Annotated in this window: 15 protein-coding genes; 11 read left to right on the top strand and 4 right to left on the bottom strand. The window is 72.9% G+C overall.

Translation table 11 applies throughout. From position 1 onward, the window contains the following. Position 1 precedes the first annotated feature (1 nt). Both ABZ642_RS01055 and ABZ642_RS01050 read left to right on the top strand, forming a co-directional pair. On the top strand, positions 2 to 1,021 hold the full coding sequence (locus ABZ642_RS01055) for a TIGR03842 family LLM class F420-dependent oxidoreductase (protein ID WP_360475003.1): 1,020 nt from the start codon (positions 2 to 4) through the stop codon (positions 1,019 to 1,021). A 156-nt stretch (positions 1,022 to 1,177) separates the two neighbouring features. Further along, entirely contained in the window at positions 1,178 to 2,704 is a 1,527-nt protein-coding gene (locus tag ABZ642_RS01050) for an NCS1 family nucleobase:cation symporter-1 (RefSeq protein WP_360475000.1), read from the top strand. Positions 2,705 to 2,726: 22 nt separating this feature from the next. Here ABZ642_RS01050 and ABZ642_RS01045 read toward each other — a convergent pair whose 3' ends face one another. After that, a complete protein-coding gene (locus ABZ642_RS01045) occupies positions 2,727 to 3,407 on the bottom strand; it encodes a hypothetical protein (protein ID WP_360474997.1) in 681 nt (226 codons plus the stop codon). 237 nt (positions 3,408 to 3,644) lie between these two features. Then, on the bottom strand, positions 3,645 to 3,923 hold the full coding sequence (locus ABZ642_RS01040) for a GlsB/YeaQ/YmgE family stress response membrane protein (RefSeq protein WP_360474994.1): 279 nt from the start codon (positions 3,921 to 3,923) through the stop codon (positions 3,645 to 3,647). Between the two features lie 235 nt (positions 3,924 to 4,158). Here ABZ642_RS01040 and ABZ642_RS01035 point away from each other — a divergent pair, with 235 nt between their 5' ends. After that, positions 4,159 to 4,521, top strand: coding sequence for a metalloregulator ArsR/SmtB family transcription factor (locus ABZ642_RS01035; protein ID WP_360474991.1), 363 nt, complete (start codon positions 4,159 to 4,161; stop codon positions 4,519 to 4,521). Positions 4,522 to 4,757: 236 nt separating this feature from the next. Continuing rightward, complete coding sequence (locus ABZ642_RS01030; protein ID WP_360474988.1) at positions 4,758 to 6,461, top strand: LCP family protein; 1,704 nt, start codon at positions 4,758 to 4,760, stop codon at positions 6,459 to 6,461. Positions 6,462 to 6,615: 154 nt separating this feature from the next. Here ABZ642_RS01030 and ABZ642_RS01025 read toward each other — a convergent pair whose 3' ends face one another. Both ABZ642_RS01025 and ABZ642_RS01020 read right to left on the bottom strand, forming a co-directional pair. Next, positions 6,616 to 7,302: an RES family NAD+ phosphorylase gene (locus ABZ642_RS01025; protein WP_360474985.1), complete on the bottom strand. Its 687-nt coding sequence runs from the start codon at positions 7,300 to 7,302 to the stop codon at positions 6,616 to 6,618. Between the two features lie 4 nt (positions 7,303 to 7,306). Further along, on the bottom strand, positions 7,307 to 8,035 hold the full coding sequence (locus ABZ642_RS01020) for a hypothetical protein (protein ID WP_360474982.1): 729 nt from the start codon (positions 8,033 to 8,035) through the stop codon (positions 7,307 to 7,309). A gap of 110 nt (positions 8,036 to 8,145) precedes the next feature. On the opposite strand from ABZ642_RS01020, the gene ABZ642_RS01015 reads away from it, so the two are divergent. The 7 genes from ABZ642_RS01015 to ABZ642_RS00985 all read left to right on the top strand — a co-directional run bounded on the left by ABZ642_RS01015 (position 8,146) and on the right by ABZ642_RS00985 (position 21,052). Continuing rightward, positions 8,146 to 9,408: a hypothetical protein gene (locus ABZ642_RS01015; RefSeq protein WP_360474979.1), complete on the top strand. Its 1,263-nt coding sequence runs from the start codon at positions 8,146 to 8,148 to the stop codon at positions 9,406 to 9,408. After that, positions 9,398 to 11,521 carry an AAA family ATPase gene (locus ABZ642_RS01010; RefSeq protein WP_360474976.1) on the top strand — a complete coding sequence of 708 codons (2,124 nt, stop codon included), beginning with the start codon at positions 9,398 to 9,400 and terminating at the stop codon, positions 11,519 to 11,521. Before ABZ642_RS01015 ends, ABZ642_RS01010 begins: the two co-directional genes overlap by 11 nt. Beyond that, a complete protein-coding gene (locus ABZ642_RS01005; RefSeq protein ID WP_360474973.1) occupies positions 11,512 to 12,228 on the top strand; it encodes a 4Fe-4S single cluster domain-containing protein in 717 nt (238 codons plus the stop codon). The genes ABZ642_RS01010 and ABZ642_RS01005 overlap by 10 nt, the downstream gene beginning before the upstream one ends. After that, positions 12,216 to 13,001 carry an FHA domain-containing protein gene (locus ABZ642_RS01000; protein ID WP_360474970.1) on the top strand — a complete coding sequence of 262 codons (786 nt, stop codon included), beginning with the start codon at positions 12,216 to 12,218 and terminating at the stop codon, positions 12,999 to 13,001. The genes ABZ642_RS01005 and ABZ642_RS01000 overlap by 13 nt, the downstream gene beginning before the upstream one ends. Positions 13,002 to 13,108: 107 nt before the next feature. After that, positions 13,109 to 16,402 carry a hypothetical protein gene (locus ABZ642_RS00995; protein WP_360474967.1) on the top strand — a complete coding sequence of 1,098 codons (3,294 nt, stop codon included), beginning with the start codon at positions 13,109 to 13,111 and terminating at the stop codon, positions 16,400 to 16,402. Further along, positions 16,399 to 20,463, top strand: a complete 4,065-nt coding sequence (locus ABZ642_RS00990; protein ID WP_360474964.1) for a CHAT domain-containing protein — start codon at positions 16,399 to 16,401, stop codon at positions 20,461 to 20,463. The genes ABZ642_RS00995 and ABZ642_RS00990 overlap by 4 nt, the downstream gene beginning before the upstream one ends. A gap of 31 nt (positions 20,464 to 20,494) precedes the next feature. Further along, positions 20,495 to 21,052, top strand: a complete 558-nt coding sequence (locus tag ABZ642_RS00985) for a hypothetical protein (protein ID WP_360474961.1) — start codon at positions 20,495 to 20,497, stop codon at positions 21,050 to 21,052. Positions 21,053 to 21,127: the final 75 nt, after the last annotated feature.

The raw sequence follows: 21,127 nt of genomic DNA, 5'->3' as shown, positions 1-21,127 counted from the left end.
CATGGACTTCGGACTCGTCCTGCAGACCGACCCGCCGGCCTCCCGTGTCGTCAGCCTGATGAAGCGGGCCGAACGCAACGGGTTCTCGTACGGCTGGACCTTCGACTCCGCCGTGCTCTGGCAGGAACCGTTCGTCATCTACAGCCAGATCCTCGCCAACACGACGAAGCTGACCGTCGGGCCGATGGTCACCAACCCGGGCACCCGCACCTGGGAGGTCACCGCCTCCACCTTCGCCACCCTCAACGACATGTTCGGCAACCGCACGGTCTGCGGCATCGGCCGCGGCGACTCCGCGATGCGGGTGGCCGGGCGCAAGCCCAACACCCTCGCCCGGATCAGCGAGGCCATGAAGGTCATCCGGGCGCTGGGCCGGGGCGAGGAGGCCGACCTGGGCGGCACGGTGATCCGGTTCCCGTGGATCAGGCCCGGTGCCGAACTCCCCGTCTGGATGGCCGCGTACGGCCCGAAGGCGCTCAAGATGACCGGCGAGGAGGCGGACGGCTTCATCCTCCAGCTCTCCGACCTCTACCTCACCGAGTACATGGTGAAGGCGGTGAAGGACGCGGCGGTGGCCGCCGGACGCGACCCGTCCGAGGTCAGGATCTGCGTCGCCGCCCCGGCGTACGTCACCGAGGACGACTCGCCGGAGGCCCTGGCGCACGCCCGTGACCAGTGCCGCTGGTTCGGCGGCATGGTCGGCAACCACGTCGCCGACCTCGTCGCCAAATACGGTGAGCACTCCGCGGCCGTACCCGACGAACTCACCGACTACATCAAGTCCCGCCAGGCCTACGACTACGCGCACCACGGGCGCAGCGGCAACCCCGACACCGAGTTCGTGCCCGACGAGATCGTCGACCGGTTCTGCGTCATCGGACCGCCCGAGAAGCACATCGAGAAGCTGAACGCACTGCGCGAGCTGGGCGTCGACCAGTTCGCCGTCTACGACATGCACGACGCGCAGGAAGCCACCATCGACGCGTACGGGAGCAAGGTCATCCCGGCCGTCAACGGCTGATCCGCACCCACCGGTTGATCTCCCCCTTCCCGCCGTCCCGGGAAGGGGGTCCCCTCCCACCCTCTCGCCCCCCTCGCAACCCCCCGCTCACCTCCCCCCCGCGACGCCACCCGCACGGCCTTTCTCCCGTCCCGCCTCCTCCCGATTGGCCTGCCCATGACCGACACCGCTCCCACGGCCATACCGCCGTCCGGCCAAGTCACCACCACCGACGGGCGCGTCGAGCTCGCCCCGGGCTCCCCGCTGCCGACCGGCCCCTATGCCAACGAGGACCTGCTGCCGGTCCCCGTCGAAAAGCGCACGTGGACCACGTACAACTTCTCCGCGCTCTGGGTCGGCATGGCCCACAACACGGCGTCCTGGACCCTGGCCTCCGGGCTGATCGCGGTCGGCATGGACTGGAAACAGGCCGTGTTCACCATCGCCCTGGCCAACCTGATCGTCCTCGTGCCGATGCTGCTCACCGGGCACGCCGGACCGAAGTACGGCATCCCCTTCCCGGTCTTCGCCCGCGCCAGCTTCGGCGTACGCGGCGCCAACCTGCCAGCCGTCGTACGGGCGCTGGTGGCCTGCGGCTGGTTCGGCATCCAGACCTGGATCGGCGGCGAGGCCATCTACTTCCTCGCCGGCAAGCTCATCGGCGACAGCTGGGCGAACGCCTCGCACATCGGCGGCTACGCCTGGACCATGTGGCTGTCGTTCGCGATCTTCTGGGCGCTCCAGGTCGCCATCATCTACCGGGGGATGGAGACCATCCGCCGCTTCGAGAACTGGGCCGCGCCCTTCGTGATCGTCGGCGCGATCGTGATGCTGGTCTGGATGAGCAACAAGGCCGGCGGTCTCGGCCCGCTCTTCGACCAGCCCTCCAAGCTCGGCTGGGGCGGGGACTTCTGGAAGCTGTTCTGGCCCTCGCTGATGGGCATGATCGGCTTCTGGTCCACCCTGAGCCTGAACATCCCCGACTTCACCCGGTACGGCAGGAGTCAGAAGGCGCAGACCTGGGGCCAGGCCCTCGGCCTGCCGACCACGATGACCCTGTTCGCGTTCCTGTCGGTCCTGGTGACCTCCGGTTCGCAGGCCGTGTACGGCGAGCCGATCTGGGACCCGGTCCAGCTGGCCGCCAAGACGGACAACGTGGTCGGGCTGCTCTACGCCCTGGTCACCGTCCTCGTCGCGACCCTGTCCGTGAACATCGCGGCCAACCTGGTGTCGCCGTCGTTCGACTTCTCCAACATCGCGCCCCGGAAGATCAGTTTCCGCACCGGCGCCCTGATCACCTGCGTGCTCGGTGTGGTGATCTTCCCGTGGAAGCTGTACTCCGACCCGCAGGGCTACATCTTCACCTGGCTCGGCCTGGTCGGCGGTCTGCTCGGCACGGTCGCCGGCATCCTCATCGCCGACTACTGGCTGCTGCGCCGCACCCGCCTCGACCTGACCGACCTGTACCGCACGGGCGGCCGTTACTGGTACGACGGCGGCTGGAACTGGCGGGCCGTCGTGGCCTTCCTCGTCGGTGGTGTCCTCGCCGTCGGCGGCGCCAGCTTCAAGCCGCTGTTCGACGGGCGCCCGATCCCGGCGCTGTCCTCGCTCGCCGACTACGGCTGGGCGGTGGGCCTCGGCACGTCCCTGGTGCTGTACGTGGGGCTGACCCTGCTGACGAGGCGCACCCCCGAAGAGGCATGAGCGCGAAGGGCGGCCGGAACGGTCACCGGCTGCCCTTCAGCGCGGTCACCGCGCTCTTCGCCGCCTTGATGGCGCCCTTGTTGATCTCGTCCGTGGACGGCGCCTTCTTGTTCTCGAAGTCGCTGCCGTTGTAGGTGACGACCACCAGTGCGTTGGAGACCTGGGCCATCACCACGCCCTCACGGGTCTGCTGCTTATCCTCGGTGGTGAGGTTCACCACCGAGTAGCCGCTGTCGCCGAGCCCCGGCACGGCGCCGCCGCCGCTCTTCTCCGCGACCCGGTCCTTGTACTCCTTCGCCGCCGCCGCGTCCGTGTCCATGATCTCGAAGGAGACGTCGAGCCAGCGGTAGTCGTACCCCTTGAGCGCGTTCCAGGAACAGGTGCGGCGCAGCTTGGTGTCCGTGGAGGGGATCTCCTTGCCGGCCGTCTTCGCGCCCGGCACCAGCGACTTGATGGTGGCCACCGGGATGCTGCCGCAGGGCGCGGGAGCACCGGCGTAGGTCTTGACGGCCCCCGTCGACGTCGCGGCCGACGACGGCGCGTCGCTCGCCGACTGGCCGGCCGTCTGCTGGGCCGAGGTGTCACCGGAGGCGGTGGTGGACGTCTTGTCCGGACCCGACGCCATCGCCCAGCCCGCACAGGCGAGCACGGCGACCGGCGTCAGGCGCGCGGTGAGGGCGAGTGGCAGTGGTAGAGAACGCAAGTCGCACTTCTCGTGGGGGACGGTGTGCCGAGGTGTCCACACTGCGGACGGGACGCCAGTGTCACACGACTCCCTGTGGGGTGGAAGTGGAATCGGCGCCTTGCCTGTGCGGCAGGCACTTACGCCCTGTTGACAAGGCCCGCGGGCCCGTCCCCGTACATCCGGAATGTCGTGTGGCCACCGTCCGCGTACTTCCGGAATGTCGTGACTGGCTCCGGCCCCGGAAGGTGACCGGAGTCACCGCCGCGCGCGGTCGCGGGAGTTGCCGAACAGCAGCCGGTAGGCGATGAGGAGGACCAGGGAGCCGGCGATCGCGGCGCCCCAGGTGTAGAGGTCGAAGAACTGCTTCTCCACCGGGCGGTCGAGGAGGCGGGCCGAGAGCCAGCCGCCGACGAAGGCGCCCGCGATGCCGATGAGGGTGGTGCCGATCAGGCCACCCGGGTCACGGCCGGGCAGCAGGACCTTGGCGATGGCTCCGGCGAGGAGGCCGAGGATGATCCAGCTGACGATGCCCACGTTGGTTGTCCTCCCGGTAAGGGGTGGTGCCTTGCTCAGTTGCCTTGTTGCGCAAGCTTATGAACGGCGGTGGCTCTTGGCAGCGCCTGACGCCGAGCCGTCGATGATCTGTCACCCGCTCATGACAATGCGGAGAACACGTGCGGGACATTCCGGGGAGGACGTACGGGTCCGGTGACCGCCCGCCTACACTGAGTGCACTTCTGGGCGACGACCGTGAAGGAGGGAGCGGGCTGTGGGGGAGGACATCGGTGGAGCCGCGGACCCCTCCGACGGGGTGCTGGCGGAGGCGGCCGCGGTGTTCGGGCTGCTCGCCTCACCGGCCCGGCTGCACCTCGTGTGGGCGCTGTCCCAGGGCGAGAGCGACGTGACATGCCTCGCCGACCGGGTCGGCGGCGCCCTCCCCGCGGTCAGCCAGCACCTGGCCAAGCTCAGGCTCGCCGGCCTGGTGCGCTCCCGCCGGGAGGGGCGTCGGCAGATCTACTATGTGGACGATCCGGACATCGTGACCGTGGTGCGGGTGACCGTCGGGCAGCTGACCGCGCGCTCGTACCAAGTTCCGGCGCCGGTGCGCCGATTGCGCGAGGCCGGGGTCTGAGGGCGCCGGGGCGGATCCGACGGCACGGGCGCTCCCGGCGTTCCACGGGGGTGCCCGGGCGTTTCCATGAGATCACTCACCTGTGAAATCCGTCGGGATCTGTGCTGCTCGGGCCGTGGGTTTGTTAGATTGCGCAATCACGCAACCCAAGTGGGCCCACCTCACGCCTGCCCGTACACCGCCGCGTACGGGACGACCTTGCTGTCGCGGGCCCAACCCGTTCATGGGAGTGGAAGATGACCGACCCGTGGGACGGCCCGGGGGGGCAGGCCACGCGGAGCCGCACCGACCGGGTGCCCGGACAGCGCGGAGCCCCGGCCGACGGGACGCGCCCGACCGGTGGCCGGGCCGCGGCCCGGCAGGCGGCCAGATCCCGCGGCGGCAGAGGGGCCCGACGGGCCAGGCAGGCGGGCCGCGGCAGGCGGGCGCTGAAGATCGTGGGCCTGGTCACCGCCGTCCTGGTACTGGTCACCGCCGGCGCGGGCTGGTGGTTCTACCAGCACCTGAACGGCAACATCAACAGCGTCTCCCTCGACGGCAAGGGCGGCACCGAGAAGGCCGACGCGTTCGGCCGGACCCCGATCAACATCCTGGTGATCGGCTCGGACGGCCGGACCAGCTCCGCGGACTGCAAGCTCGGCGGCGGCTGCAGGACGACCGGGGTGCAGACCGGCAACGGCAACGCGGACGTGGAGATGGTCGTCCACATATCCGCGGACCGCTCCAACGCCACCGTCATGAGCATCCCCCGCGACACCATGGTCAACGTGCCGGCCTGCAAGGACAGCGCGAGCGGCCAGTCCACGCCCGGCTACTACGGCCAGGTCAACAGCGCCCTCGAGTACGGGCCCGCCTGCCAGGTCGACACCATCCACCAGCTCACCGGCATCACCATCGACCACTTCGTCAAGCTGGACTTCTCGGGCGTGGTCAAGATGTCCGACGCGGTCGGCGGCGTCTCCGTCTGCGTCAGCTCCAACGTGTACGACACCTACTCGCACCTCAAGCTGTCCAAGGGCCCCCACACCCTCAAGGGCGAGGCCGCGCTGGAGTTCGTCCGCTCCCGGCACGGCTTCGGCGACGGCAGCGACCTCGGCCGTACCGTCTCCCAGCACATCTTCCTCAGCGCGATGATGCGCAACTTCAAGAGCGCGGGCACGCTCACCGACCCCACCGCGGTCTACAAGCTCGCCGACGCCGCCACCAAGGCGCTCACCGTGGACGACGGCCTCGGCACCGTCAAGAAGCTGATATCGCTCGCGGCCGACGTGAACAAGGTCCCCACCAAGCGGATGACCTTCACCACCATGCAGACCGCCCCGGACCCGAACAACAGCAACCGCGTGGTGGTGGGCGACGGCGCCAAGGACCTGTTCGCCACCATGGCCAACGACCAGTCGCTGACCACCAGCTCCGGCAAGAAGTCGTCGGCCGCCGCGTCCACCGCGAAGCCGAAGGCCACCACCGCGACCGTACCCGCCGCCCAGATCGCCGTGACCGTCGAGAACGGCACCGACATCACGGGCCGCGCCTCCGCGATCGCGACCTCGCTGATCTCGCAGGGCTTCAGCAGCGGTACCAGCACGGCCAACGCGCCGAGCTCCGCGACCACGACCACCGTGACCTACGGGAGCGGCGACAAGGCCGAGGCGCAGACCGTCGCCAAGGCGCTGGACGTGCCCAGCTCGCACATCAAGCAGGGCACCGGCACCGGCGTGACCCTGATCATCGGCAGCGACTGGACGACCGGCAGCAGCTACCCGGCCAGCTCCGGCGACACCAAGGCCGCCGTCTCCAACGCCAACGCCTCGACCGCCGACGACTCCAAGACCTGCGCCAAGGTCAGCCCCTACAAGACGGTCAGCCTCAACGGGGTCCCGATGACACCGGCCCAGGCGTACGCGGCGGCGGGGAACAAGCCCGACTCGGACGACGACTAGCGGGCGGCCGGGGTCTGTGATCGATCAGGTCGCGTGCCCCGGCGTCCCTCTCGGCCCCCGAAGCAGGCTGCTCCGCCGGCCGTGGAGAGGCGGCTCCGGAGCGTCACCGGACGGTCCGCGACGCCCCTCGGCGTGACACCGTGGATGTGCGGAGTCAGGGCCGCCTTCGCGGGTGCTCGACACGAATGCGCAGCGGGGCGAGCAGGCTGTTCACGTAGTCGCGGCCGGCCGGCGTGTTCAGCTCCAGCGGGGCCTCGGACGACGGCTTGAGCAGGGCGGGGCCGTTCTCCCGCTCGTACAGGGCGCACACCTCGCCGGGGAGCAGCCCCGAGTCCTGGCGCGAGGGCCAGCGCAGACCCACCGCCCAGTCGGCCTGGCCGCGGATCCAGGAGCCCCAGCGACGGGTGCGCGGATATGCCGGGGCCTCCGCCTGCACGAGCCAGATGTCCTGGCGGACCGCCGCGAGATGGGCGTTGCCCGTCAGGTCGACCAGCGGCAGGTCGACCGCCGCGACGACCTTCGACAGCAGCATGCCCCGCACCCGGGGCTGGGTGATGCGCCGGCGCCCGTTCGGCTGCACGCGCAGATCGCGGGCCAGGGTCTCGCACAGAGCGGTCAGCGGGGACAGCCCCGCGTACAGATAGGGGAGCCGTTCGGGGCTCAGTTCGTCCCTGATGTGGCAGAACCGACCACCGCCCCAGTGCAGGTCGGCCGGTACGGCCTTGAACTCGGTGGCGTCACGGCGTTCGCTGTGCACCCGCCACAACTCGGTGCCGGCGGGCAGCACATGGCGGTGCGGGGTGGCGCGGACGGCCGGGGCGGGGATCATCTGGTCGGGCACGTGCTCACCACTCCGGGATCTCGGCTCGCGCGGCGGACCGCAGGGCGTCGTCGGCCCCGGTGCCCAGGAGCCTGGCGGGCGCGGCGTTCAGCCACACGTTCGAACCCAGCCACCAGTCCGCGGCGCCCCACGGGTCCTCGTCGGCCGACAGCATCCTGTTGATCTCCACGACCACCGGGTACGGGGTTCCGGTGACCGGGTCCAGCTGGAAGGCGGGCACGTGCTCGGTGTCCCGGCCGTCGGTGAGCGTGATCAGGTACCGGAGCTCTTCCACCGTGAGGAACAGGGAGGGACGGTCGACCGAGGGTTCGGCCAGGAGCCAGGAGTCGTCGGGGTCGGGGAGGTACGACGGGGCGGCTTCGGGGGCGAGGGCGTGGGCGTGGACGGCGGGCCCGTCCGTGTCCCGTGCCGCCAGCGCGTTCTCCCGCAGCCGCAGCAGCGACGCCAGCAGCAACGGGCCTTCCGCCGGCGGGCCGGACGTCGGCCGGAAACGCACACCGGACGGGGTCAGCACCTCGCGCAGCGAATGCCCGGGCGGCACGAACGGCTTCACGAGAGCGTGCAGTTCGGCCGCCGCGGCCTCGGGATCCGCCTCCGCCTCCGCCAGGATCTCCCGCAACTCCTGACGCGCGGGCCCGTCCAGCAGCCCGTACAGCTCACCCCAGTTGGCCTGGATCGCCTCGACCGCGTCCGCCAGGAACGACAACGCCACCACCCCCTCTCCGCCAGGCACCGTAACAGCGCGAAAAGAAGAGTGACCCGAGATGGTCGAAGGGGAGTCATATGGACCGTCCGTGATGCATCATTGCCCCCTGTGACACCGCGGCCCTGGGGGAGGGTCATTTGAGCAACTCCGCGGCATACGACTGGACCTACGTCGACGTCGAGGCGGAACGACGGCGGGAGCTGCGCGCCCAGCTGGCACAGGAGACCGCCCGCTCACAGAATCTTCGCGGACAGGCCAAGTCCCTGCGTCGCGCGTACGGCACGGCCAAGGTCGACGTGCACGTCGTCAGCGTGTCCGGCTCCGCCGACTCGGCCGAACTGGCCGCCGCGCTGGACTCGGCCCGGGCGGTCAACGAGCGCGCGGAGACCGAACTCGCCCGCGCTGCCGCCGGGGTGTGGTCGCTGCCGCCCGCCGGGAAGCAGGCCAAGGACAGCGGCAGGACGGCCGCGAGGCCCGCCCCCGCCCGCCGGCCGAAGGACGACCGCACCGAGCAGGTCAGGGCCGCATCCCTGGTCGAGGCCGAGGCGCTGCTCACCCGCGACGGGCCGTCCTGCGAGCCCGACGACCTGCCCCTGTTCGCACGCCGTCTGGACGCCCTGCGCCGGGCCCGCAGCACCGAGGAAGCCCGGACACTCCTGCACGACCTCGGCGTACTCGTGCACAAGTCGACCCAGCGGCAGCGCAACGCGGTCCGTACGGCCGCGCTGCGGGCCCGGTTGCTCGACCGTCTCGAGGACGCCGACCCGGCGGAGCGGGAGCGGCTGGCGGAGGCCGTACGCGAGGCACCCGACCCGTCCCGTCTGGAGGACGAGGTCGACCTGGCCGTGGCCCGCGCGGACACCGCCCGCCACCGGTCCACGGTCGCCGACACCCTGATGCGGGTGCTGCGCGAGCGCGACTACGCCGTGGGCGACGACTTCGCCGACCTGCTGGAGGAGGACGGCAGCGTCGTCGTGCCCTTCGGCGAGGCCGACGGCTACGGGCTGCGGTTGGCGCTCGCCCCCGACCGGCCCGGCCTCAGCACCGTGCTGGTGGCCGCGGCGGAGGCCGACCCCGAAACCGACCACGAGGTCCAACGCTGGTTCTGTGACGAGCAGTTGCCCGACATCGAGAAGGCGGTACGCGCACACGGCGTCGACCTGGCGCGTACGTCCACGCTGCCGCCCGGGGTGCGGCCCACCGCCGTGGTGCCCGACGGTTCCTGGCCCGACACGGGTCTCGCCCACGACCGCACCGACGAGGACACGGAGCAGGCGGAACAGGCGGAACAGGTGAACCAGGCGGAACAGGCGAACCAGGGCGAGCAGCCGGAGCGGCGCCGGAAGCGGAGGCCCGCGCGGCCCACCGCGTACGGACAGGAGGGGCAGCGTGAGCACTGACACCACGGGGGCCTTCCGCGAGGAGGAGGTGCCGCCCACCGGGCCACCCGCACTCGCCCCGGCCTGGATCCGCGAGTTGGACATGGCGCTCACCGTGTACCCGCAGATCCTGCTCACCGGCAACGTACGCGATGTCTACCTGCTGCCCGAGGACGCCGAGGGCGGGGTCGCCGCGCCCGAACCGGGCCACCCGCCCACGCCGTTCAACCTGGAGGAGGTCATCGAGTCGGTCTGCCGCACCCGGGGCTACGGCGCCCTGGCCCGGCAGAGCATGGTCGACGACCGGGTGATCGCCTGGCGGCTCACCGACGACCCGTTCTCCCTGCCGCCCGCCCTGCGCCGCATGGCCGAGCAGGACGCCCGCGCCGACCGTGAACGCGCGGAACGTGAACGCGCGGAACGTGAAAGCGCCGAACGGGGCACCCCCGGCACCGATGCGGACCGGGACGACAGCGACGACGACGGCGACATCGAGGCCGGCATCGCCCGCTTCCGGGAGATCATGATCGGCACCGTCCAGCACACGGGCCCCGCGATCGGCCTGATCATCCCCTACACCGCCCGACTCGGCTCCCCGCGCGGTCCGGTGGCCGGTGAGGCGGCCCGACTGCTCGCCGCCGCCGAGGAGTTGGGCCACACCGCGCGCCCGGTCCGCGGCACCGGCGGCGTGACGCCGTACAACACGATCTTCTGGGTGATCGAGAAGCAGGAGGACCTGCCGCTCGAATTCGCCATCGGCAGCCGGGCGTTACGGGTGATCACGGTGCCCGAGCCGCCCCACGACCAGCGGCACGCGGCCGGCCGGTTCGTGGTCGAGCGCCTCGCGAGGCGCCGCTCCGGCAAGGACGGGGCACCCGAGGACGCCTTGCCGGCGACGGAGGCCGAGCAGCGGCAGGCGACCGAGGCGCTGGCCCGGTCCTCGTACGGCATGGGAGTCGGGGAGATCCTGGCGGTGGGCCGGATGGCCGCCGACCGGGGGCTGCCGCTGAGCCGGCTCGACGAGGCCGCCCGGCTGTACCGGGTCGGCGTACTAGACAACCCCTGGGCCACACAGGCCGTCCGGGAGAACATCCTCAACGGCGAGGACTATCTGAACGCGGCGGTCATCGGCCAGCCGCACGCGGTCCGGCGGACCATCGAGATCTTCATGCGCTCGGCGGCCGGACTGACCGGCGCCCAGTCGTCCAGCTCCCCCAGTCGGCCGCGGGGCACGCTCTTCCTGTCGGGGCCGACCGGTGTCGGCAAGACCGAACTCGCCAAGGGCGTCGCCAAGATGATTCTCGGCGAGGACGCCCGCCCGATCCGCTTCGACATGAGTGAGTTCGCCGAGGAACACGCCAGGGACCGGCTGATCGGGGCTCCGCCCGGGTTCGTCGGGCACAGCGCGGGCGGTGAACTGACCAACGCGGTACGGGCGTCGCCGATGAGCGTGCTGCTCTTCGACGAGATCGACAAGGCGCACCCCCGGCTGTTCGACCTGTTCCTGCAGATCCTGGAGGACGGCAGGCTGACCGACGGACAGGGCGCCACGGTGCACTTCACCGAGTGCGTGCTCATCTTCACCTCGAACCTGGGGGTGTCGGCCGAGGTGATGCGGCCCAAGAACCGGCGTGGGCGGAAGAACGAGCAGGCGGACGCCGACCCGGAGGCCGAGGCGGCCGAACGGCAGCCCCGGCTCAGCCGCCATGACAAGCCCGAGGACGTGCGCGAGGCGTTGCGCGCGGCCTTCGACACCTTCTTCAACGACCACATCGGGCGGCCCGAGCTGCGCAACCGGTTCGGCGACAGCTTCGTGCCCATGGACTTCATCCAGCCCGACTCCGTCCGGCTGATCCTCGACAAGGCGCTCGCCTCGGTGGCCGGCCGGGTCAGGGAGGTGTACGGCGCCGAGCTGACGGTGGCCGACGACCCCTGGGAGGTCCTGCGCGTCGAGGCCACCCGTCGCCTCGACCACGGTGGGCGCGGAGTGGTGACCGCCGTGGAGTCCGCACTGGTCAACCCGCTCTCCCGGGAGCTTTTCCACCAGCGGGCCCGGCCCGGCGAACACATCGAGATCGAGGCCGTGGACGGTCAGGACGAGGCGTACACGCTGAAGGTACGACGATGGATGTGAGCGACGACGGCCGTACGGGGGCGCGGCCCGCGCCGGAGCCGCCGGGACCCGTGCTGCGGGTGTCCCAGGTGCTCGGGCCCGTCACCGCACTCGGGCCGGGCAGGCGTCTCGGCGTGTGGGTGCAGGGCTGCCCGCTCGCCTGCGCCGGCTGCATGTCCCGGCAGACCTGGGATCCGCGGGGCGGCCATGACGTGGAGGTCGAGTGGCTGGCACGGCTGTGGCGGCGCAGCCTGGCCGAGGGCTACGACGGGCTGACCGTCAGCGGCGGTGAGCCGCTGGAGCAGCCGGCCGCCCTGGCCGCGTTGCTCGACGCGGCCGACCGGGAGCGCCTCGCCGCGGGCCGGGCCGATGCCGACCTGCTCGTCTACACCGGCTGGGAGGACGCCGAGATCGCCGCCTCGCCCGAGGCCACGGCCGTGCTCGACCGCGCGGACGCCGTCATCACCGGGCGGTACCGGGTGGGCGAACCGACCTCACTGGTCTGGCGCGGCTCCGCCAACCAGCGGCTGATCACGCGTACTTCGCTCGGCGGTCGTCGGTACGCTCCCCATCTGCGCCGCACGGCCGACCGGCCGGAACTCCAGATCCAGGTGACGGACCGGGCCGTGCACATCGTCGGCGTGCCGAGACCTGGTGAACTCAGCGCCCTGGAGCGGGACCTGTCCGCACGAGGGGTGACCTTCCGGGAGAACACATGGCGACCGTGACCACCCGCTACCGCTGCCCGGTGACCCCGGACGAGTGCCCGTCGTCGCCCCGGCGCGGCTTCTGCAAGGTCCACGAGTGGGAACAGCTCGTCGCCGAACGGGTGTACGTGACGGCGGAACCGGAAGACGCGCCGGGGAGCAGCGATCCCGCTGGACCCGGCTCGCGTTCCGAGGCGGGTGCGGGTGCGGGTGCGGGTGCGGGTGCGGGTGCGGGTGCGGGTGCGGGTGCGCCGGGCGGCTCGGGCGTCCGTCCCGAGGCGGGCGCCGGTGCGCCGGGGCGATCCCGGGTCCGTCCCGAGGCGCCCGCCGACCGGTCTCGGGACCGCACCCCCCGACCCACGGCCGACGCGAACCCGCGCGCGCCCCGCGACCGCACCGCGGCACCTCCCACCCGGCTGCAGTCACCGCCGGCGTCCGGCCGGGGGGCCGCCTCCGCGCCCGCCGCCCCCTGCCTCGCCCTCGTGCTCGCCGGCGCCCTCGTCCCGGTACGCGCCGAGGGCCAGGGCGCCACCCGGCTGGGGCGGGACGCCCCCGACTGCGCCCATGTGGCCGGCCTGGCCGGCCTCGACCAACTCTCCAGGAATCACGCCGAGTTGACCTGGCGCGCGGGCCGGCTCTACATCACCGACCTGGGCTCGTCCAACGGCACGTACGTCGACGGGCAGCTCGTCACCCGCCCCGCCCAGCTCTGGCCGGGCGGCCACCGTCTCCGGCTGGCCGAGGACGTGGACGTGACCCTCGTGGAACTGGACGAGTACGGCGCCCCCCGGTGACGTGACCCGCCCGCCGCCACCGCACCGGCTCCGAACTCCCCGCACCACCGCCACCCATACGACGCCCGCCTCCGTGGCGGACACCCAGGACGCTTCGAGGACCCCGCATGGCCGACAACCCGACCGAGGAACCCGCGGGCCCCACCGACCCGCCGCGCAAGCCCGCGAGCCCACCGACCCGTAAACAGCGGCGGCCCAGGGCCACCCCGCCGAGCCCGCGGACGCGGGACGAGCGGCAGGATCCGGCTCCGCAGAGTCCTCCGACGCGCCTGCAGCGCCCGAATCCGGCCCATCAGAGTCCGCCGGACCCCGCGGCCACACCCGCGTCCGCGACTTCGCAGAGTCCGCCGGACCCCGCGGCCACGCCCACACCGGCGACGGCGCAGAGCCCGCCCACCCGCGTCCAGCGTAAGGACCCCACACCCCCGCCCCGGACACCGCGAGCCCGGTCCGCGGGGACCCCCTCGGAAGCCCGGACACGCCCCACCCGCCCCGCGGATCCGCCCACCCGCCGCGACCCCACCACCGCCCATGCCGAGTTCCCCCAGGCGCTCCGCGACCGCTACGAGCCGCACGGCATCGCGGGCGCCGGCAGCGAGGGCACGGTCTGGCACGTGCGCAGGCTGGCCGACGGCACCGACGCGGCGGTGAAGATCGCCCACCCGGGCCAGGCCATGGACCTGGACACCCTCGAACACCTCGCCACCCCCGACTTCCGCCGACACGTCCCGGGCATCCACGAGTTCGGGGACATCGCGGTCGGCGGGACGGTGTGCGGCTGGGTGGCGATGGAGTACCTGCCGACCACGCTGGAGGACCACCTCAGCCGCAGGCTCCGCGACGGAAAGCCGCGCGAGGAAAGGGCGCAGACGGAGCGGACCGTACGCGAACTCGCCGATCTGCTCGACTTCTGGCAGACCCGGATCGACCGCAACCCGCTGGACCTGAAGCCCGCCAACATCCTCGTCAGGCAGAGCCACGGCGGCACCAGGAAGGACAACAACGGCCAGTTCCAGCTGGTCGTGGCGGACTTCGGCGGCGTGGCCAAGTTCACCGCCAGCCAGAGCTACCGCGACTTCCAGATCACCGCGCTCTACATGGCGCCCGAGCAGATCGTGAACCAGAACCTCAAGGCCACCCCGTGGTGGACCATCGGCCTTGTCCTGTACCAGGTGTTCACCGGGCGCCCGCTGTACGTCCTCGGCGACGACGCCCGCATCACCGACGAGGCGTGGACCCGCGCCCTGATCGTCAACCACGAGGTCGATCTCTCCGCCGTCACGGACGCGCGGCAGAACCTGCTGCTCCAGGGCCTGCTCACCAAGGACCCCGACGACCGCTGGACCGCGGCCGAGGTGCGCCGCTGGCTCAAGGGCGACACTCCGCAGGTCGTCCGACCCGCGGCACCGGACGCCGCGCCCGCCGCCGCCCGGCACGCCAACAGCCCCATCACCTTCCGCGGCATCGCCCACCACGAGGCGGAGAGCCTCGCCGCGGCGATGGCCCAGCACTCCCAGGAGGCGGCGGACTGGCTCGCCGCGGAGGGCGGGCAGCGGCTGGCGACCTGGCTGCGCAAGGACCTCAAGGACACCTCGTACGACAGCGGGCAGCTGCTCGACCTCCAGCGCGGACAGGACCGGCCGGTCCGCGCCGCGGTGGCCGCGCTCGCCTTCGTCGCCGTGTTCGCGCCGACCGCGACACCGCAGTACCGGGGTCGGCGCGTGGACGCGGACGGCATCGCCCGGATCGCCCAGGGGCAGGGCGCGGTCGCCTTCATCGACGAGCTGCTGAAGGCGAACGTGCCGACGGTGGCGGCCGGCTTCCACTGTGAGCACGACGAGTGCGCGGACGGGCGCTGCGAGGTGCTGCTCGCGCTGGCCGAGCAACTCCCGCGCACGATCGAGGACGTGCGCGCCCGGGCGCGCACGCTGGGCCGGCGCACCGGAAACAACGGTGGCAGCGGTGGCAGCCTCGACAAGCGGGAGACGAACGCCGCCTACGGTCTGGCCGCCGCGCTCGTCGTGCACCCGGAACAGCGCGGGCGGGCCCTGCTTCCGCTCGCGGGACTGCCCGGTCCGCTGGCCACGTTCCTCGCGAAGGCCCCCGTGGGCGTGCTCGCCGTGCTGGCCCAACTGGGCGCGCTGCGCCACCGGGTGGGCGCGTTCCTGCGCAGCCGGGGCGCGGACGCCGGATTCCTGCGGCGCTGGGCGGAACTGCACCGCCGGGCGGCCGCCGGTGATGTGCGGACAGTCACCGGGCGGGCGGCCCTGGTCGCCGCGGCCGTGCTGCTGCCGCGGGCGCTGCGCGCCGACGCGATCGGGCAGGACCACGCGGTCACCCTCGCCGAGTGGTGGTCCACGGCCTGGCGCCCGCTGGCCCGTCGGCTGGCCGCGGGGGCCGCCCTGTTCCTGGCGTTCTGGCTGCTGATCTGGTCCGGCGCGATGCTTCGCTTCGTGCACGACGGCGGGCTCGGCGGCGATGCCCTCGACCCCGCCGACCGGCTCGTCGCCCCGCTCGCCCACGCCGCCGACCTCGCGTCCGCGGCCCAGGCCGGGCTGTGCGCGGTCGCCCTGGTCGGCGCGGTGGCGTTCGCGGCGGCCACCACCCGGATCTCCGGGTGGCTGCTGGTCGCGGGGGCTGCCCTGGCGTCGTACGTCGGCTACGCGCGCTCCGACCTTCCGCCGCTGGACCCGATGCACGCTCCCGACTGGGCGACCGAGCGCATGCGTTACTTCCTGGGTGGCTGGAAGAGCTGGAACGGTGTCACAGGCCTGGTGCTCGTCCCGCTGCTCTGTGTGCTGCTGATGGTCCTGGCCCGCCGGCAGCTGGGCCGGGCCCGTGCCGCCGAGGAGGAACAGGCCCGGCTGCGGAGCGAGCGGGCCGAGCAGCGCCGGGTCGCGGCCGGGCTGCCCAGGCGCCCGTACGAGAACCCGACGCGCTGGCGCACCGGCCCGCGCGGCACCCGCGACCGCGCGCTGTTCGCCGGGTCCGCCCTGCTCATGCTGCTCACCTTGCTGTGGGCGGCGGTGGAGGTCCGGGTCGCGCTCGACGGCGACCATCCGACGCTCGCCTCGTGGGGGACCGGGCAGCAGGGTGCCTCCTACCAGTCGCAGTACGCCCTGGCCTGCGCGGCGGTCTGCGCGCTGGCCGCGCTCGCCTCGCCGGCGCTCGCCCGCCGGGTACTGGGGTGGGCGGCGGCCGCGGTGATCGCGCTCGGTCTGTGGCCCCCGCCCGTGGAGCCCGCCCGCGCGCTGAGCCTGCCCGTGGCGCCCGACCTGTTCACCGGGTTCGCGGAGACCTGGGGGCACGCGGCCTTCTGGGCCGCGCTGCTGCTCGCCCTGCCGCTGAGCCTGTACGCCGCGGGGTTCGCCGTGCGCCGGACCCGGCGCGCCGCGCGATGACGGCCCCCGCCGCCGCACCCGACGCAGGACCGCTCGAACTCCTCGACCACGCCGAGGACCTGCTCGAACAGCACGACGAGCAGGACCGGCCCGAGGAGGCGGGCGACTCCTGGCAGCGCTGCCGTGACGTCCTGCTGCGCGCCCGCGACCTCCTGGAGGACCGGGCCGCGGAGGCCGACCCGGCGGCCCTGGCCCACGCCCGGTTCCTGCTGGGCCTCACCCTGTCGGTGGGCTACTGGCAGGCCGTGGCGGGCCACGGGCGGGCATACGGCGTCCAGGACCCGCACGGCCTCCGCGACCGGGCGGCACCCCTGCTCGCCCTGGCCCGCGCGACCCTGCCCCAGGACACGGAGGCGTACGCGACCGCCTGCGTCCGCCTGGGCCTCCTGCTGCACGCCCGGCACGAGGACGCACAGACGGCCGAGGAGGAGGGCGAGGGCCCTGCCGCCGACGAGGACGAGGCGGCAGCCGGAGCCGACAACCTGGGCGGCGCCCGTGCCGATGCCGTCGGCGGTGTCCGTGCCGGTGTGTCTGGCGGCGTCCCTGACAGCGCCCGTGCGGGTGACCTCGACGAAGCGCTCGCCGCCTTCGACGACGGGCTGCCGCTGCTCGGCGACGACGTCCACCTCGGTCTCTTCGTCAGCTACGGCTGCGCGCTCGCCGACCGCTACGACCGCGACCGGGCTGCCGACGATCTGCGGGAGGCGGCCGCGGCGCTGGAGGCGGTGCTGGAGGCCCTGCGGCCCTTGGGGTGGGAGCCCGCGGAGGACGGCGGGGGCTCCTGGGCGGACGAGGCCGACGAGATCGAGACCGAGGCCCGGGTCCGGCTGGCCCGGTTGTTCCTGGAGCGCTCCGACACCCCGGAACTCGCCCACCCACACCTGGAGTTGCTCGCCGCGACCCTGCCGGAGGAGCACGGCTCAAGGATCTTCGCCGCCGCGCACCTCGTCGACGTCTACCGCGAGCGCGGCGACGGCCGGGTCGGTCCCGAGGACCGGCCCTCCTACCTCGCCCGGCTGCGTGACCTGTACCGGCTGCTCGACTCCGGGAGCCCGTACCACGCTCAGGCGACCTCGATGCTCGGCGCGGCGCTCGCGGAGCGGGACGAGTCCGCCGGACCCGGGACGGCACCGACCGCGGAGAACGAGGAGGCGGTCGGGCTGCTGCGCGAGGCGCTCGACACCCTCGCCGAGGACGACGACCGGCGTCCGCCGACCCACGCCGTCCTCGGCTGTCTCCTGAACTCCCTGCGCGAACGCCATCCCGAGCGGTACGACAACGACGAGGCCCTGCGTCATCTGGAGCGGGCCGTCGAGCTGTACCCGCCCGACGACCCGATGCGCAGCGACCTGCTCAACCAGCTCGCCCACGCGGCGATCGTCCGGGACGACCGGCGCCGCGGCGACCTCGAAGGCGTCGACCGCACGATCGCGCTGCTCAACGAGTCGATGCGGGTGCCCTCGCACACCCCGGGCTTCGGTTCGCAGGCCCATGGCGCGTACGCCGCCGCGCTCAGCCAGCGCCACGCGCTGTCCAACTCCGCCGACGACCTGGACGAGGCGATCCGCCATCTCACGACGGCGTTCCGCCAGACCGCACTCGACGACGTGAACCGGGTCGTGTACCTCCAGAACCTGGCCGTCAGCCTCTACCAGCGCTACCAGACGGGCGGCGACCTCCAGGACCTGGAGACCGCGGCCCGTTACATGAAGGAGGTCAGCGCCGTCCTGGACGGCGGCGACACCGGCGTGTCCATCGACCTGTACCTGATCGAGCGGGACCGGCCCCACCTCGAACACGCCCTGGCACAGCTCCAGTTCATGCTCGCCATCACCTCCCGGTCCGAGCTCGCGATGGCGGCGGCCGTCGACTCGATGCGCCGACTGCGGGACTCCGTCCACGAGGACGACCCCGAACGCCTGACGCTGGACGCGGACTTCGGCCTGATGCTGATGGTGCGGTCCTTCTACGGCGGCAGCCTTCAGGAGCGCATGGAGGGCCTGGTCCTCATGTCGGAGACCGTGGACGCACTGCCCGAGGACCATCCCGAGCGGCCCCGGCTGCTGCTGCGCACGGCGGGCGCGGTGCTGATGACGTCGTTCTCGCCGTACAACAGACGGGGCGTCGAGTCGGCCGAGAAGATGCTCCGGAACGTCCTCGACACCGTGCCGCCGGAGAGCCAGGAGGGCCTCAGGGCAAGCGCGTTGACCGCGATGCTGAACCACAACCGCTTCCTGCACGGGCGCGCCCCCGCCGACGCCGACCGGGCGGTCGAGGTGGCTCGGGCCGCACGCGAGCACCTCGCCGACCGGCCCCCGTCCCCGGTGGGCGCCCTCCTCACCAACGTCCTCGCCGACTCCCTGCGGCTGCGCTCGGGCCCCGGCGACGACGCGGACGGGCGGCGCACGGGCATCGCCGGGCTGCGCGAGGCGGCGACCGTCGTGCTGCTCCAGGCCGCCGCGGAACCGGCGCTCCAGATGGCCCGCACCGCCGCCGACCGGGCGTTGCACATTGCGCGCTGGTGTCTGGCGGACGGCGATCTGGCCGCCGCTGTGGAGGCGTTGGAGCTGGGGCGCGGGCAGGTGCTGCACGCCTCCACGACCACCGCCGACGTGCCCGCGCTGCTGCGTGAGGCCGACCGGGCGGACCTCGCCGAGGAGTGGGAGGGCGGCGGCAGCCGCGGGGCACCGGTTCCGGCCGACCTGGCGGCGCTGCTCGACGGCCCCGGCTCGCTGCTCGGCACGCTCGGCGAGGGCGCCGAACTCCCGCTCCCCGACGATCTGCGCCGGCGCACGCTCACCGCGCTGGCCCGCTCCCGGGCGGGCACGGCCCTGATGACCCCGCCCACGGTCGACGAGATCGCCGCCGCCCTTCGAAAGGCCGGCGCGCACGCGCTGGTCTACCTGCTTCCGCCGGGCGGCCCGGGCGCCGGCACGGCTGTGCTGGTGACCCATGAATCCCGCCTGGACACCGTCGAGTTCGGCCTTCTTCGGCGCGACGGCCTGGACGTTCTCACGACCTACCGGGCAGCCCACCGCAACCGCCAGGAGGCACTGGACACCTCCACCGACCCGGACGTCCACGAGGCCGCGCACACGCGCTGGCGTGCCGCGCTCGCCGAACTCTGCGACTGGGCGGGCCCGGTGGTGATGGCCCCGCTCATCCGCTCACCCCTCATCCGCGCGGCGGCCCCCGAACCCCACCTGGTCCTGGTGCCGTTCGGCGACCTCGGCGGCATCCCCTGGCACGCGGCCCTGCTCAGCAGCGGCCTGCGCGACGGCGGCCGGCCGGTGCGCGCGCTGGAGCGCCTGACTCTGTCGTACGCGGCCTCGGGCCGCCAGCTGCACGAGGTACTGGGCCGCCCGCGCCTGCCGTTCGACGCCCGCCCGGTGATCGTCGGCAACCCCGACGGCACGCTGCCGGGCGCGACCACGGAGGCTCGCCAGATCCACACCGCGTTCTACCCGTCGGGCCGGCTCCTCGGCAAGGTGCGCCGAGCGGCCGGTCCGGGTACGCCCGCCGAGGTCCTGGCTGCGCTCCCGGGCGCGGCGGGAACGGGAGCCTCGGTGCTCCATCTCGCGTGCCACGCCCGCCCGTCGGGCAACTCCCCGCTGGACGCGTGCCTGTTGCTCGCCTCACCATCGGCCGGGGGGACGGGACGGCTGCCGGTCCGCGAGATCCTCCGGCAGGCCCGTGGCCGTCCGCCCGGCGCGCCCGGTGGCCTGGTCGTGCTCGACGCCTGCGTCAGCGACCACACCACGGGAGACTTCGACGAGGCGCTCACGCTCTCCACGGCGTTCCTCGCCGCCGGGGCGACGGGGGTCGTCGGCTCCCGCTGGGAGGTCCCGGACGGCCTGACGGGCCTCATGATGTACGTCTTCCACGACCGCCTCCGCACCGGCGCGACGCCTGTACGGGCCCTGCGCGAGGCCCAGTTGTGGCTCCTGGACCCGGACCGCGTGCTCCCCGACGGCATGCCCCGCCCGATCGCGGACATACTGCACGACGGGGATCCTTCGGCCCTGGACATGTGGGCGGCCTTCGCCTGCCAGGGGCACTGAGCTCAAGGGGCGGGACGGGGGAGGGCGCGCGATGGACTCGGCCGTGACGGGCCTGCTGGCGGCGGTGGTCGGCGTGGGCGGCACGCTCGGCTCCGCCTGGCTGACCCAGCGCCGCGGTGACACCCTGCGGCGCGAGGAGTGGGACCGGCTCGAACGTGCCCGGATGGCCGAACTCGCCGCCCAGCGGCAGCAGTCGGGACGCGAGGCCCGCCAGGCGGCGTACACGGAGTTCAACGCCGCGGCCCGCCACTACCTGGCGACGCTCAACGACCACGCGCATGTGCTGCGCATCGGGGGCGACCCGGGGGAGTCCCTGCAGGCGGTGGAGGCGGCCCGGGTGGACTACCGCCGCCGGTATGCCGAGGCCCAGATGATCGTGCCGGACATGGTGCTGGCCGAGGTGAGAAAGGTCGACAGGGGACTGGGCTCGGTCTACGGCAGCCTGGCCCGCGTCACCCGCGACAGGGCCCGCGACGGCGACGACCTGGACAGCGTCCGCACGGTGATCAAACAGGGCTGGCGGGACCTGTCGGGCACCCGGGCGGCCATGCGAACGGACCTGGACGTGACGGGCCCGACGTACGACTGAGCCCGGCGAACGCCTCCCGGGCGACGGCCTCGACGAGGATGACAGGCGACCTGCTGGGCCGGGCCGTCCGTGGGT

This window comes from Streptomyces sp. NPDC007157 (assembly GCF_040634235.1).
GTDB lineage: Bacteria > Actinomycetota > Actinomycetes > Streptomycetales > Streptomycetaceae > Streptomyces.
This window is presented reverse-complemented; position numbering and strand designations above follow the sequence as displayed.